Here is a 13,641-nt window from a genome sequence, read left to right on the forward strand (position 1 = left end):
GTAGGCGGTCAAGCCACCTCTCTTCTTCTAAGGACCTTGGTCCCACAATTTAATCGCCAGAGACTTTGGACCCATATCCTGAGACGCAGAACATAGACTGTCGGTTGATATGGGTTGTGGAGACCCCCCAAACCGTAGGACAATGGGCCTAAGCGTTGGAATCCGACGCACTGTGGAGCTCCGCTCCGAACACACCGTCCCCACAACGGGATACGGACATCCGAGAAGAGGAAGAATGACGACAGCAGACCAGAAGGCCTGGGAAGGTTTCGTAAAGGGTAACTGGTGCGATGAAATCGACGTTCGTGATTTCATCCAGCTGAACTACACCCCGTACGAGGGCGATGCCTCGTTCCTGGCAGGACCGACCGAGAAGACCCTGCGCGTGTGGAACACTCTCGAAGAGAAGTACCTCTCCGAAGAGCGCAAGGTGCGCATCCTCGACGTCGACACGGACACCCCCGCCGACATCGATGCTTTCAAGCCCGGCTACATCTGTGAGGACGACAACGTGATCGTCGGCCTGCAGACCGACGCCCCCCTGAAGCGCGCGATGATGCCGAACGGCGGCTGGCGCATGGTCGAGACGGCCATCCACGAGGCCGGTAAGGAATACAACCCCGAGGTGAAGAAGATCTTCACCCAGTACCGCAAGACCCACAACGACGCTGTCTTCGATATCTACACCCCGCGCATTCGCGCCGCGCGTTCTTCCCACATCATCACCGGCCTGCCGGACGCTTACGGCCGTGGCCGCATTATCGGTGACTACCGCCGCGTGGCCCTCTACGGCGTCGACCATCTGATCGCCGAGAAGCAGAAGGACAAGGATCGCTACGCCGACCAGCCCTTCTCCGAGCACTGGGCACGCTACCGCGAGGAGCACTCTGAGCAGATCAAGGCACTCAAGAAGCTGAAGAACCTCGCCGCCTCCTACGGCTACGACATCTCCGGCCCCGCCACCAACGCGCACGAGGCCGTGCAGTGGACCTACTTCGGCTACCTGGCCTCCGTGAAGTCCCAGGATGGCGCCGCCATGTCGATCGGCCGTCTGTCGGGCTTCTTCGACTGCTACTTCGAGCGCGACCTGAAGAACGGCACGCTGGATGAGTCCGGCGCGCAGGAGATCATCGACGCCCTCGTCATCAAGCTGCGCATCACCCGCTTCCTGCGCACCATCGCCTACGACCAGATCTTCTCGGGCGACCCCTACTGGGCCACCTGGTCGGACGCCGGCTTCGGCGACGACGGCCGTACGCTGGTCACCAAGACCTCGTTCCGTCTGCTCCAGACCCTGGTGAACCTCGGCCCGGCCCCCGAGCCGAACATCACCATCTTCTGGGACGAGAACCTGCCCCGCGGCTACAAGGAGTTCTGCGCCCGCATCTCGATCGAGACCTCCTCGATCCAGTACGAGTCCGATCCGCAGATCCGCGCCCACTGGGGCGACGACGCCGCCATCGCATGCTGCGTCTCCCCGATGCGCGTCGGAAAGCAGATGCAGTTCTTCGGCGCGCGTGTGAACGCCGCCAAGGCCCTGCTCTACGCCATCAACGGTGGCCGCGACGAGATGAGCGGCAAGCAGGTCATGGAAGGCTACGAGCCCGTCCAGGGTGACGGCCCGCTCGACTTCGACGACGTGTGGAAGCGCTACGAGGAGATGCTGGACTGGGTCGTTGGCACCTACGTCGAGGCCCTCAACATCATCCACTACTGCCACGACCGTTACGCCTACGAGGCCATCGAAATGGCTCTGCACGACGCCGAGATCGTGCGCACCATGGGCTGCGGCATCGCCGGTCTGTCCATCGTTGCCGACTCGCTGGCCGCCATCAAGTACGCGAAGGTCTACCCGATCCGCGACGAGACCGGCCTGGTCGTCGACTACCGCACCGAGGGCGACTTCCCGACCTACGGCAACGACGATGACCGCGCCGACGACATCGCCGCGACCGTCGTCCACACCGTCATGGACAAGATCCGCGCGATCCCCATGTACCGCGACGCCATCCCGACCCAGTCGGTTCTGACGATCACCTCGAACGTCGTCTACGGCAAGGCCACCGGTTCCTTCCCGTCGGGCCACGAGAAGGGCACCCCCTTCGCCCCCGGCGCGAACCCGGAGAACGGCATCGACACGCACGGCATGGTTGCCTCCATGCTGTCGGTCGGCAAGCTGGACTACAACGACGCACTCGACGGCATCTCGCTGACGAACACGATCACCCCGCAGGGCCTGGGCCGCTCCAAGGAAGAGCAGATCCAGAACCTGGTCGGCATCCTCGACGCCGGCTTCGTTCCGGACGATTCCTGCGCCTACGACGGCACCAAGGGCTACTGATCCACCATCGGCGGGGATCGATGCGTGACCCGTATTGATCCCCGCCACCCCACAAACGTGGGTGTGCCGCGCCGCGACCCACCCAATCCGGTAACCCCGGAGTCTCACAAAAGGAGAAATGTTATGGCAACCAAGACCTACGAAGAGCGCCTCGCCGACATGAAGGCAGCCCGCGAAGAGCGCGGCGACAAGGATGGCCTCTACCACGCGAACATCAACGTTCTCGAGGAGTCCACGCTGAAGGACGCCATGGAGCACCCCGAGAAGTACCCGAACCTGACCGTTCGCGTTTCCGGCTACGCCGTCAACTTCGTCAAGCTCACCCGTGAGCAGCAGCTGGACGTTCTGTCCCGCACCTTCCACCACTCGGCCTGATCGCTGATTGGAGTGGGGCGTCGGGCAACGCTCGGCGCCCCACTGCTATGCCCGCGTTCGTCGGCGCTCTCCGCCGACGATCCCCGGCCTCGTTCCCATCACGGACGCCTCCCACTCAACCGCGAAGAAGGAAACATGTCGCAGCCCCTCGCCCTCCCCACGTTCCGCGAGCAGGACTTCCAAGCTCCCCAATCACGTACCGTCGGCGCTGGTGTCGAAGGCCTGGAGGAGATCACGGACCTGGAGCGCTCCGAGCGCCTGCGCCGCATGCGTGAGGGCACGCTGGGGTCCATTCACTCCTGGGAGCTCGTCACCGCCGTTGACGGCCCCGGCACACGCATGACGGTGTTCCTCAACGGCTGCCCGCTGCGTTGCTTGTACTGCCACAACCCCGACACGTTCCTCATGAAGGACGGCGCTCCCGTGTCCGACACGGAGCTTCTCTCCCGTATCGCGCGCTACCGCCGTATTTTCCGCACGACCAAGGGCGGCATCACACTGTCTGGCGGCGAGGTCCTCATGCAGCCCCAGTTCGCCAAGCGCATCCTGATGGGCGCCAAGGAAATGGGCGTGCACACCTGCATCGATACCTCCGGTTTCCTGGGTGCGAACTGCGACGACGAGATGCTCGACGCGATCGACTTGGTGCTCCTGGACGTCAAGAGTGGCAACGAGGAGACCTACAAGAAGGCAACGGGACGCGCGCTGGCACCCACCATCGAGTTCGGTGATCGCATTGCCGCGCGCGGTGGCGCGACTCGCATCTGGATTCGATTCGTCCTCGTTCCTGGCCTGACCGATGATCCGGAGAACGTACGCCAGGTCGGCGAGATCGTCTCGCGTTGGAAGGACGTCATCGATCGCATCGAGGTCCTACCCTTCCACCAGCTGGGTAAGGACAAGTGGCACTCGCTGGGGTTGGAGTACCAGCTGGAGGACACGAAGGCTCCCACGCCCGAGGCCACGGAGGAAGTGCGCAACTACTTCCGGTCACTCGGTTTCGAGGTCCACTGACCCCCACCGACCCAAACGTGGCGGCCCTGGGAGGATGTGAGTGAGGCTCACTCCCCCGGGGTCCACGTATATCCGCTGCGTCCCCACCCGCGCTCGCGAATGACCTGCCCGGCTTCGTCCGCGTAGGGCTGTGCGAGGCGGTCGACGTAGAGGGTTCCGCGCAGGTGGTCGTATTCGTGCTGGAAGATGCGCGCGAGCCAGCCGCGGGCGGCGACTTCGATGGGGGTGCCCGACACGTCGTATCCGCGTAGGACGGCGCCGAGTGCGCGACGCAGCGGGTAGCCGTATCCGGGCACGGAAAGGCACCCCTCGGACTCGCAGGTGGCATCGGGGCGGGTGGGCAGGATTGCTCCCGTGCCCTCGTCATCCCAGACGAGGTCGAGAGTCGGGTTGACGACAACACCGCTGAGCGCTGTGTTGAAGCCACGGCGCGGCCCCTCGTCGAGCTGGAGGACATCGCGGTAGCGGCTGTCGAACGCGCCGCCCCCGGCGTAGCGCCACACGAAGATCTGAGATCCAACGCCGACCTGCGGCGCCGCGAGGCCGACCCCGGGCGCGGCGTGCATCGTCTCGATCATGTCGGCGACGAGGTCGCTCAGCTCGGAGTCGAAGGAGTCGATCGGCGCCGCGACTCGATGCAGGACCGGTTCTCCCGTGATGCAGATCGGCAGGATGCTCATGCGTCTTCTCCCGTGTGTCCGTGCGGAATAACACCGACGCCCACCGACTCCAGAGAACGTGGGGTCGTCGGATCAAGGGTTTTGATGACGCGGGCGGGGTTGCCAGCCGCGATCGAGTTCGCGGGGATGTCGCGGGTGACGACGGCGCCCGCTCCGATGATCGAGTTTTCGCCGATGGTGACGCCCGGGCACACGACGACGGAGCCGCCCAGCCACACGTTGTCCTCGAGGGTGATCGGTGCTGCGGACTCCCATTTCGCTCGACGAGGCCCGGGCTCGGTCGGATGGATCGCCGTGTAGAGCGAGCAATTGGGGCCGATGAGGACGTCCTTGCCGATGACGACCTGGGCAACGTCGAGCACTGTCAGGCCGTAGTTGACCCACGATCCCTCGCCGATGGAGATGTTGTACCCGTAGTCGACACGCAGGGGCGGTCGGATGTCGACGCTCTCCCCCACCTCGCCGAGGACCTGAGAGAGCAGGTAGTGGGCAATGTCCGGGTCGGTGGGATGCGCCTGCTCGTAGAGGGCCAGGAGGCGTACCGCGCGCTTCGTGAGTGCCGAGAGCTCATCGTCCGCGACGTAGTAGTCACCGTCGCGCATGCGCTGCACGGGTGTGCGCTGGTCGTCGCGGAATCGGGGATCGTCGAAATTCGTTCCCGGGGAAATGGTCATGCGACCAGGGTAGTCGAGGCCCTCTCGAGGCGGGGGGCGCGGCGCGCGTCCAGGTGGCCGAGGAGGGCGCGCAGCTGGGAAATGTCGGCGGCGGGGTCCTCGGGGTGCCACTGCACGCCGATGACGGGTGCATCGATCGTCTCAATGGCTTCGATGGTGCCGTCCGGAGCATAGGCGCTCACCTGCAGGCCCTCGCCCACTCGTGCCACGCGCTGGTGATGAGCGGAGGAGATGATCAGCTCGGAGTCGGTGAGGACGGGAGCCAGAGCACGCCCGAGGTTCGTTCCCTCACCGACGCGAACGCCGTGGCGGATGAAGCGATGGTCGGACAGGATCCGGCTGTTCGTGTGCGTGCCGTCCGCGCCCTCAATGTGCTGCTCGAGCGTGCCGCCGAGCGCGGTGTTGATGATCTGCATGCCGCGGCAGATCCCCAGGAGCGGCGTGCCCGTGCGCACGGCGTAGTCGACGAGGGCGATCTGTCCGCGATCCGCGCGGTACCAGTGGCGTCCCTCGGCCTGATATCCCTGGGAGGCACCGTACAGGCTGGGGTGGACATCCTCGCCGCCCATGATGATGATCGCGTCGGCATGCTGGGCACGCAGGGCTGCACCCTCGGCGCCGTCTTCCTGCGCGTACTCGCGAATAACGTTCCAGGTAGGCAGCGCGGCCTGAAGAAGACGATCCCACAGGCGCATGCAGATGTTGTTGTATGCCTCGTCCCCCGGGCGTGCCGGCAGGACGTTGGAGATCAACAACGTCGGCTTCGTGTGGTTCGTCATGGTTCCTATCATGGCAGTCTCGTCGGCGCGGTGCGCGGCGCGTTCACGGGGTGGCCAATTGTGACAGCGCGAGTCCACCGTGCGTACGACGTGAGAGCAGCCCTCCCCCGCGCACGACGAGGCCGGAGCTGGTCCACGCGTTCACGCCCGCAGCCCCGGCCTCGTTCGTCGATGGTCAGTTCTCGTTCGCGAAGCGGTCCACACGGCCGAGCAGCTCGGCCTTCTCATCGTCCGGGATCCACGCGATCTCGATGGAGTTGCGGGCGATGCGCTCCAGGTCGGCGCGGCTGCGGTCGAAACGGTCGGCGAAAGCCAGGTAGTTGTCGCCAATGTAGCCGCCGAAGTAGGCAGGATCGTCGGAGTTGAGGCTCACCTTCACGCCGGCGGCAGTCAGCTCGATGATTTCCTTGCCCTTCATTTCCTCGGTGACGAAGGAATTGGACAGCGGGCACGAGGTCAGGCCGATGCCGTGATCGCGCGCGTAGGCGACAAGCTCGGGATCCTCGACGATGTTCGTGCCGTGGTCGAGGCGCTCGGCGCCAAGCTCGGTGAGGGCCGCACGAATGTTGTCGATCGAGCCGACCTGGTCGATGTCGCAGTGCATCGTCACGTGCAGGCCAGCCTCGCGAGCAAGCTCGAAGACGCGGGCGAACTTGGTGGGCGGGTTATCGCGTTCGTCGGAGTCCAGGCCCACGCCAATGAACATGTCCTTGTAGGGCAGGGCCGCCTGCAGTGTCTCGAGGGCAGACTCGGCGCTCATATCGCGCAGGAAGCACAGGATCAGGTCGGCGGACAGGCCCGCCTCGCGGGCCTCGACGACGGCGCGGTAGTAACCGCGGATGACCGTCTCAATCGCGATGCCGCGCGAGGTGTGGGCCTGCGGGTCGAAGAAGCACTCTGCGCGAACGACACCGTTAGCGCGGGCGCGCTCAAAGTAGGCGGCGGCCAGGTCGTGGAAGTCATCCTCATCCTGGAGGACATCCATGGCCGGGTAGTAGACGGCCAGGAAGGACGTGAGGTCATTGAACTGGTAGGTGGCGCGCACCTCCTCGACCGTGGACTGGCCGATGTCGACGCCGTTCTTGCGGGCCAGGGCCAGCTTCAGGTCGGGCTCGAGGGTACCTTCCAGGTGCAGGTGCAGCTCGGCCTTAGGCAGGCCGAACGCAAAGTCGCGGGTCACGTCAGTGCTCATGTGTCCTCCACAGATAACGGGGCGGGTATCGCGGAACAATTGTCCCACTCCACCCGCCCCGTGCTCAGGGAGGCCATACTGCGAACGGGGACGATGTCACGCCCCGCCCAGCGTGTCAGGCTCGTTGGCTCAGGCCAGCGCACCCATCGGGTCCCACGCAGGCAGGTGCTGCGGGTCCTCGGCGATGGCGGCGCGCAGGTCCTCAGGCAGGTCGTCAACGTGCACGGCCACCTCAAAGACGTTGGCGTCGAACCATGCGGCGTCCATCGTGAAGAAGCCCTTCTCGCCGGGCTCCTCGCCCCAGGAGTTCTCCACGCGGAAGCGGCGGGCGTTGCCCTCCTCGTCAATGTCGACACCGGTGAAGAGCATCGCGTGGTTCATCGCGGACTCGCCGGTGTTGACGCGCTGCTCCTTCGAGGTGGAAAAGTCCACGCCGAAGAGGTTGTCGTAGTCGTACAGGCCCTCAACGAAGAGGCCGGAGGCGCGGTCAGACTGCTGGCCACAGTCCGCGCCGAACCACACGGCGCGACCCGAAGCCAGGACGGAGGCCGTGATCTCGCGGATCTGCTCAACCGGGGTGTTCACGTAGAGGATCGGGCGGCCGCCGACGACGTTGCCCATGTGGTCGACCGTGAGGGTCTGGCCCTTGGGGTGCTCGGCGCGCGGGTCGTCAACGAGGCACACGTACTGCGTGAGATCCACGTCCACGTAGCGCTGGTAGAACTCGCGCGGGGTGAGCACGCCGTCACGGTGGAACTCGCCCTTGTCATCACGCCACTCCCACTCAAAGGAGGCCGGGGGCTCACCCAGGCAGATGACGAGGATGCGCCACACGTCGGCCAGGGCGGCCTCCTTGACCTCGTGGATCTCTTCCTCGGAGGCGCCGGCCTCGACGAGGGAGCGCAGCTCGAGGGCGGTGCGGCGCAGGACGACCTTCAGGCGACCGTTCATGGGAGCGGTGTGGCCGGAGGACTCGGTCTCGGGCATGGCGACCTTGGGGACGAGGCCGTGCTTGAGGTAGAGGGAGACCGCCATGTCCCACTGGCCGCCGTCGGAGAGCACGTCGCCGAGGAGGAACTGCAGGAGGCGTCCGTCGAGCTCTTCGGTCTTAGCGGTGGCGATAATGTCGGTGAGGAAGAAGTTGGCGCGCTCGAACTTGTCCCAGAACAGCACGTAGTTCTGCGAGAACTCGAAATCCTTGAGGCCAAGGTGGGTGCGCGCAGTCGAACGCAGCAGGTTCAGGGAGGAGAAGAGCCAGCAGCGGCCGGACTTCTTCTGAGACGTCACCTTCCAGTCGTCCACCTTGTGGGACACGACCGTGGGGGTGGCGACCACCTTGGCGCGGTCGAAGGCGACCGGCTCGACGCCGGCGTGGGCGACGGCGTTGCGTGCGACCGCGCGGGCGGAGTCTGAGGATGCGTGGAGAGAGGCGACAAATTCGTCGGTGATCTCGTGTGCCATAGGACGAGGCGTTCCTTTCAATCGAGAGCCATTCTCTATAAGAATACGCTTCCGTCAGTGACCCAGACGATTCGACTCCGTTTAGAATGAGTGTTATTCGTGTTCAGTGAATGCACAGGAGCATCAATGGTGGATCGGGGCGCTTCGGGGCGCGAGATCGTTTTACAGGCTGGGGACTACGAGGCACGGATCGTCACCGTCGGCGCTGGCCTGGCGGGGTTTCGCTTCCACGGGCATGAACTCGTCGTCCCCCACGGCGTCGGCGAATGCCCTCCTGGCTATCTCGGCAAGGTCCTCATGCCGTGGCCGAACCGCATCGCGGGCGGCTCGTACTCGTGGGAGGGCACCGCCTACGATCTGCCCGTCGACGAACCGACATTCGGGACCTCACTCCACGGCTTCGTGGCCTTCCAGGAGTGGGAGATCGCCGAGGCCGGCCCCTCCTCGGTCCTCCTGCGCACGCTCATCGCGGCGCGTTACTCCTACCCGTGGACGCTTCTTGCGTCCGCGCGCTACAGCCTGGACGCGGAGCGCGGCCTCACAGTCGAGCTGTCCGCAGCGAACATCGGCGAGGGCACCGCCCCCTACGGCGTCGGCTTCCACCCCTATCTCGCCGTCGACGATCTTCGGGCGAACGCCCTGGAACTCGTCAACCCCGCGTCCACCATCTACGAGGCCGACGCGTCCATGATCCCGATCGCCGCCCACGACGTGGCATCCTATGGTTTAGACTTCCGCTCCCCCGCCATCATCGGCGACTCCCGACTCGACCACGCGTTCGCGGGCCTACCCGAGGGCGACTGGTCCGTGACGCTGCGCGACCCCGCCTCCGGCGTGGGCGTGTCCCTGTCCTCCGATGCGCGCTGGCTGCAGGTCTACTCGGCGGACTACATCGGCCGCGTCGGCGTGGCCGTCGAGCCCATGAGCTGCCCGCCCAACGCCTTCAACTCAGGCACGGACGTGGTCGCGCTGGGGCCGGGCGAAAGCTATACGCTCAGCGCAAGGATCTCTGGCTTCCGGAGCTGAAGGATCCTAGTATTTCCCCGCGGCTGCGCGGATCAGCGCCAGGGCGACCGCGCCCGCCGTGGAGGAACGCAGGACGTTATCTCCCAGCCCAATCGTGCGGGCACCGGCATCCACCAGTTGCGCAGTCTCCTCGGGCCCGATGCCGCCCTCAGGACCCACGATGAGGGCGATGCGTGCAGGCAGACGCCCGTCCGCACGGGATTGCTGAACCAGGGCGAGAGCGGCCCCGAGCGAATCCGTGGCCTCCTCGTGGCAGACGAAGGCAACCCCGCCCTCGTCCGTCAAGGAGGCGAGCCAGGAGGCCAGCTCGCGGCTATCCTTGACGCCCTCAACGACCGGAATGAAGGCACGGCGGGACTGCTTGGCGGCCGCGCGAGCCACACTCTCCCACTTCGCGCGCCCCTTCTCGGCCTTCGGCCCCTTCCACTGGACAATCGCGCGCTGCGACGCCCAGGGAATCACCCGGTCGATACCGATCTCCGTGCAGATCTCGACGGCAGCCTCGTCGCGCCCACCCTTGGCGAGCGCCTGAACGAGGATCACCTCGGGACTCGGAGAATCCTCCTGGGTGATCTCACGAACGACGAGGGACAGCGAGGACTTATCGCTCCCGCTGACCTCGCACGTCGCACGCAGGCCACACCCATCGACGACATCGACCCACTCCCCCGCGCCAATGCGGCGCACAGAAGCAGCATGACGCCCCTCGGCTCCCCCAAGAGTCGCACTGTCCCCCACGGACAGGGACTCAAGGGCCGGGGTCAAGTCATCAGCGAGGAAAACGGGCAGCGTCACGGCGCATCACCCCATGAAGGTGTCACGGAGCTTGTCAAAGAACGAAGCCTGCTGGCGGTGCGGCTCCACGCGCACCTCGCCACGCACCTTCGCCAGCTCCTCGAGCAGCTCACGCGACTTGTCGTCGAGTTTCTTCGGAATCTGGACGTCGACGTGCACATGCATCGAGCCGCGGCCCGAGCGCTGCAAGTGTCCGACGCCCAACCCTTCCAGAACGATATCGTCGTTCGGCTGAGTACCGGGGTTGATCGTGACAGTCTTCTTGCCGTCGAGGGTCTCCAGCTCGAACTCGGTGCCCAGGGCAGCCGTCGTCATCGGGATCGTGATCCACGTGTGCAGGTCGTCCCCGCGACGGTCAAAGACCGGGTGCTTCTTTTCGCGGATCAGCAGGTAGAGGTCGCCGTTGGGGCCGCCGCCCTGGCCGACCTCGGCCTCGCCGCTGACGCGGATCTGCGTGCCCTCGCTGGCACCCGCGGGGATGTTGACGTTGAGAGTGCGGCGCGTGCGCACGCGTCCCGCTCCCGAGCACTCGGCGCACGGGGTCTCAATGATGTTGCCGTATCCCTGGCACGTCGGACAGGGAGCCTGCGTCTGCATACGACCGAAGAGCGAGTTCTGGATCTGCGTCACGAAGCCCGAGCCGTGGCAGGTCGTGCACTGCGTGGGCGAGGTACCCGGCTGACACATCGAGCCGTGACAGGCATCGCACAGAACGTAGGTATCGAAAGACACTTCCTTGGCCGCGCCGAAAGCGGCGTCCTCCAGGGTGATGTCAACGACAACCTGGCGATCCTTGCCGCGACGCACGCGCGAGGCCGGACCCGACGCAGACGCGCCGAAGCCACCACTGAACATGGCTTCGAAAATGTCGGAAAAACCGCCGAACCCGGCACCCGCTCCGGCTCCGCCACCGCGCAGCGCATCCGGACCACCAATGTCGTACATCTGGCGCTTCTCGGGGTCAGACAGCGTCTCGTAGGCGACGGACAGCTCCTTGAAGGCTTCCTCCGAGTCGGTGCCCGCATAGTCGGGGTGCAGCTTACGGGCGAGCTTACGGTAGGCCTTCTTAATCTCGTCCTGGCTGGCGTCACGGGCGACGCCGAGGACCTCGTAGTAGTCTCTCACGCTTGCTCTTTCTTCTCGTGGGGTCGTTCGTTCATCGTCATCGTGCTCGACGCGCGGCCGAGTTAGCTGTTGGTTTCCTGCGCGAGGTAGCGCGACAGGTAGGCGGCCACGGCTCGGACCGAGCTCATGGTGCGCGCGTAGTCCATCCTCATGGGGCCGACAATGCCCAGGTGGGCGCAACCCCCCTGTTCATCGGCACCCGCCCGGTAGGTTCCGGTGACGACAGCTGCCTCTGCCAGGCCATCGTGGGGGTTTTCCGTACCGATACTCACGTGCACGTCATCACCCGGGTCGGCCTCGGCGAAGAGCCGCATGAGGACGACCTGCTCTTCGAGGGCGTCCAGGACCGGCGCGATGTCGTGGAAGTCGAGCGCTCCCCTCGCGAGGTTCGCGGCGCCCGCGACGACGATCTTCGACTCGCTCTGCCCGGTGAGGACGTCGGTGAGGGCTGCACCGATCGCGGCGACAGTCCCGACGAGGTCGGGGCGGGCAGAGGTGGTCGCCGCATCGACACATGCCTGTGCGGTCACTGACGTGGCGCCGTCGCAGTGACGTCGCAGGTGCTCACGGGCCTCGTGCAACTGGCCATCGTCGAGGGGGGCGTGCAGGCTCAACGTGCGCTCCCCAACCTCGCCGTCGGCGGTAATGACGACAACGAGGACGCGGCCCGGCGTCAGATCAATGGCCTCAAAGTGCTTGAGGAGACGCACGCGCGCGCCCGGGTACTGGACGAGGGCCACCTGATGCGTGACCTGCGCGAGGAGTCGAACCGAGCGCTCCACGACATCATCAATGTCGACGGACTCGGATAGGAACGTCTCAAGGGCCTGGCGCTCGGGACCGCTCATGGGCTTGAGCTGCGCGAGCCGGTCGACGAACACGCGGTAGCCGCGGTCGGTCGGCACACGCCCGGCAGACGTGTGAGGCTGGTAGATGAGCCCGGCTTCCTCAAGCACCGCCATGTCGTTGCGGATCGTCGCCGAGGAGACACCGAGCCCCCCGGCGGCAATCGCCTTGGACCCGACGGGCTCGCGGGTGGCCACGTACTGGGTGACGATGGCACGCAGGACGTCAAGGCGGCGGTCCTGTGCACTCGTGCGTGTCATGCCGTCTCCCTCCCTGCTTGGCACTCATGCTTCCTGAGTGCCAATGCTACCCCCGGTCCTTCGCGAGAGGCGAGCGTAGTGCGCAACGACTCGTGCGCCCTGCGCGAACCTTCACGCGGGGCAGTCGCCATCACATCGCAGGGCGCCCCTTACTGCGCCCAGGGCACCGTCACGAAGTCGATGAGTTCCTCCACTCTGCCCAGCAACGCGGGTTCAAGGTCGCGATAGGTGCGCACGGTCGACAGGATCCGCTTCCACCCCATCGCAATGTCACGCTGGTCGGCATGCGGCCAGCCAAGGGCGTCAAGCGTCCCATGCTTGATATCGGTACCGCGCGGAATATCCGGCCAACGCTCAAGGCCCACACGGGCCGGCTTGACGGCCTGCCAAATGTCGACGAAAGGATGACCGAGGACGAGAACCGCGCCCGGCCAGCGAGCTGACACGGCCTCGGCGATGCGAGACTCCTTCGACCCGGGGACCATATGGTCGACGAGAACACCCGCACGCGCCGTATCAGTCGGCCCGAAGACCTCCAAGACCGCTTCGAGGTTGTCAACGCCTTCGAGCAGCTGAACGGCAATCCCGGCCTCTGCCAGGTCCTCGCCCCACACGTGCTGCACGAGCTCTGCGTCATGACGACCCTCCACCCAGATGCGCGAGCGCTTGGCAACCTTGGGGCCACTCGACGCGGGGGCGAACGAACCGGAGTTCGTGATGCGGCGTCCCGACGCACTCACCTGCGGGCCGGACGAGGCCTGGGCAGGAGTAGGGCGCGGCGGTAATGCCTCGACTGGGCGCCCCTCAAGCCAAAAACCAGGGCCGAGAGGGAAAGAACGACGCACACCACGCCGGTCCTCCAGCTCCACGAGGTGAATACCACCGGACTTTTCCACACGCGTCACAGCGCCGACCCAACCGGAGGCAACATCCTCCAGCACCATGCCGATCTCAACATGGACGGCCTGCGAACGCGGACGCCTCGCCCCCGGCCCGTCGCGGTGCGGGTCATGGGCGAAAATATTGCGGCCGTAGGGATCTGAGCTATTCACCCGGCTTACTCTAGCGGCACA

At 65.6% G+C, this 13,641-nt stretch carries 13 protein-coding genes; 4 read left to right on the plus strand and 9 right to left on the minus strand.

What is annotated here, in order from left to right; translation table 11 throughout:
* The first annotated feature begins 235 nt into the window (after positions 1-235).
* From pflB to pflA, 3 genes are all read left to right on the plus strand, one after another.
* Entirely contained in the window at positions 236-2,341 is a 2,106-nt protein-coding gene (pflB, locus tag O3684_RS00740; protein ID WP_500064358.1) for a formate C-acetyltransferase, read from the plus strand.
* A 123-nt stretch (positions 2,342-2,464) separates the two neighbouring features.
* Positions 2,465-2,716, plus strand: coding sequence for an autonomous glycyl radical cofactor GrcA2 (gene grcA2 / locus O3684_RS00745; RefSeq protein WP_009056454.1), 252 nt, complete (start codon positions 2,465-2,467; stop codon positions 2,714-2,716).
* A gap of 135 nt (positions 2,717-2,851) precedes the next feature.
* On the plus strand, positions 2,852-3,730 hold the full coding sequence (pflA, locus tag O3684_RS00750; RefSeq protein WP_500064359.1) for a pyruvate formate-lyase-activating protein: 879 nt from the start codon (positions 2,852-2,854) through the stop codon (positions 3,728-3,730).
* A gap of 47 nt (positions 3,731-3,777) precedes the next feature.
* On the opposite strand, the gene O3684_RS00755 is transcribed toward pflA, so the two are convergent.
* From O3684_RS00755 to O3684_RS00775, 5 genes are all read right to left on the minus strand, one after another.
* Complete coding sequence (locus O3684_RS00755) at positions 3,778-4,410, minus strand: peptide deformylase (protein WP_500064360.1); 633 nt, start codon at positions 4,408-4,410, stop codon at positions 3,778-3,780.
* Positions 4,407-5,084, minus strand: coding sequence for a sugar O-acetyltransferase (locus O3684_RS00760; protein WP_500064361.1), 678 nt, complete (start codon positions 5,082-5,084; stop codon positions 4,407-4,409). Before O3684_RS00760 ends, O3684_RS00755 begins: the two co-directional genes overlap by 4 nt.
* Positions 5,081-5,863 carry a gamma-glutamyl-gamma-aminobutyrate hydrolase family protein gene (locus tag O3684_RS00765; protein ID WP_500064362.1) on the minus strand — a complete coding sequence of 261 codons (783 nt, stop codon included), beginning with the start codon at positions 5,861-5,863 and terminating at the stop codon, positions 5,081-5,083. The genes O3684_RS00760 and O3684_RS00765 overlap by 4 nt, the downstream gene beginning before the upstream one ends.
* A gap of 175 nt (positions 5,864-6,038) precedes the next feature.
* Positions 6,039-7,055: an adenosine deaminase gene (gene add, locus O3684_RS00770; protein WP_500064364.1), complete on the minus strand. Its 1,017-nt coding sequence runs from the start codon at positions 7,053-7,055 to the stop codon at positions 6,039-6,041.
* 129 nt (positions 7,056-7,184) lie between these two features.
* Entirely contained in the window at positions 7,185-8,516 is a 1,332-nt protein-coding gene (locus O3684_RS00775) for a C1 family peptidase (RefSeq protein WP_500064365.1), read from the minus strand.
* A 126-nt stretch (positions 8,517-8,642) separates the two neighbouring features.
* Between O3684_RS00775 and O3684_RS00780 the strand changes: the two genes are divergently transcribed.
* Positions 8,643-9,542 carry an aldose-1-epimerase gene (locus O3684_RS00780; RefSeq protein ID WP_500064366.1) on the plus strand — a complete coding sequence of 300 codons (900 nt, stop codon included), beginning with the start codon at positions 8,643-8,645 and terminating at the stop codon, positions 9,540-9,542.
* Between the two features lie 6 nt (positions 9,543-9,548).
* Here O3684_RS00780 and O3684_RS00785 read toward each other — a convergent pair whose 3' ends face one another.
* The 4 genes from O3684_RS00785 to O3684_RS00800 all read right to left on the minus strand — a co-directional run bounded on the left by O3684_RS00785 (position 9,549) and on the right by O3684_RS00800 (position 13,620).
* Positions 9,549-10,337 (minus strand): 16S rRNA (uracil(1498)-N(3))-methyltransferase, encoded by a 789-nt coding sequence (locus tag O3684_RS00785; RefSeq protein ID WP_500064367.1) that lies wholly within the window; start codon positions 10,335-10,337, stop codon positions 9,549-9,551.
* Between the two features lie 6 nt (positions 10,338-10,343).
* The gene (dnaJ, locus tag O3684_RS00790) at positions 10,344-11,462 is read right to left on the minus strand and encodes a molecular chaperone DnaJ (protein WP_500064369.1); all 1,119 of its coding nucleotides are present in this window, start codon (positions 11,460-11,462) and stop codon (positions 10,344-10,346) included.
* Positions 11,463-11,524: 62 nt separating this feature from the next.
* Positions 11,525-12,568: a heat-inducible transcriptional repressor HrcA gene (gene hrcA, locus O3684_RS00795; RefSeq protein WP_500064370.1), complete on the minus strand. Its 1,044-nt coding sequence runs from the start codon at positions 12,566-12,568 to the stop codon at positions 11,525-11,527.
* A 149-nt stretch (positions 12,569-12,717) separates the two neighbouring features.
* Entirely contained in the window at positions 12,718-13,620 is a 903-nt protein-coding gene (locus tag O3684_RS00800; RefSeq protein WP_500064372.1) for a DUF3097 family protein, read from the minus strand.
* Positions 13,621-13,641: the final 21 nt, after the last annotated feature.

This window comes from Pauljensenia sp. 20925_1_27 (genome assembly GCF_041432835.1).
In the GTDB taxonomy this organism is placed as follows: Bacteria; Actinomycetota; Actinomycetes; order Actinomycetales; family Actinomycetaceae; genus Pauljensenia.

Excerpts from the sequence above, each read along its gene's own strand:
- pflB (WP_500064358.1), top strand. The coding sequence starts at position 236 with ATGACGACAGCAGACCAGAAGGCCTGGGAAGGTTTCGTAAAGGGTAAC.
- grcA2 (WP_009056454.1), top strand. The coding sequence starts at position 2,465 with ATGGCAACCAAGACCTACGAAGAGCGCCTCGCCGACATGAAGGCAGCC.
- pflA (WP_500064359.1), top strand. The coding sequence starts at position 2,852 with ATGTCGCAGCCCCTCGCCCTCCCCACGTTCCGCGAGCAGGACTTCCAA.
- O3684_RS00755 (WP_500064360.1), bottom strand. The coding sequence starts at position 4,410 with ATGAGCATCCTGCCGATCTGCATCACGGGAGAACCGGTCCTGCATCGA.
- O3684_RS00760 (WP_500064361.1), bottom strand. The coding sequence starts at position 5,084 with ATGACCATTTCCCCGGGAACGAATTTCGACGATCCCCGATTCCGCGAC.
- O3684_RS00765 (WP_500064362.1), bottom strand. The coding sequence starts at position 5,863 with ATGACGAACCACACGAAGCCGACGTTGTTGATCTCCAACGTCCTGCCG.
- add (WP_500064364.1), bottom strand. The coding sequence starts at position 7,055 with ATGAGCACTGACGTGACCCGCGACTTTGCGTTCGGCCTGCCTAAGGCC.
- O3684_RS00775 (WP_500064365.1), bottom strand. The coding sequence starts at position 8,516 with ATGGCACACGAGATCACCGACGAATTTGTCGCCTCTCTCCACGCATCC.
- O3684_RS00780 (WP_500064366.1), top strand. The coding sequence starts at position 8,643 with ATGGTGGATCGGGGCGCTTCGGGGCGCGAGATCGTTTTACAGGCTGGG.
- hrcA (WP_500064370.1), bottom strand. The coding sequence starts at position 12,568 with ATGACACGCACGAGTGCACAGGACCGCCGCCTTGACGTCCTGCGTGCC.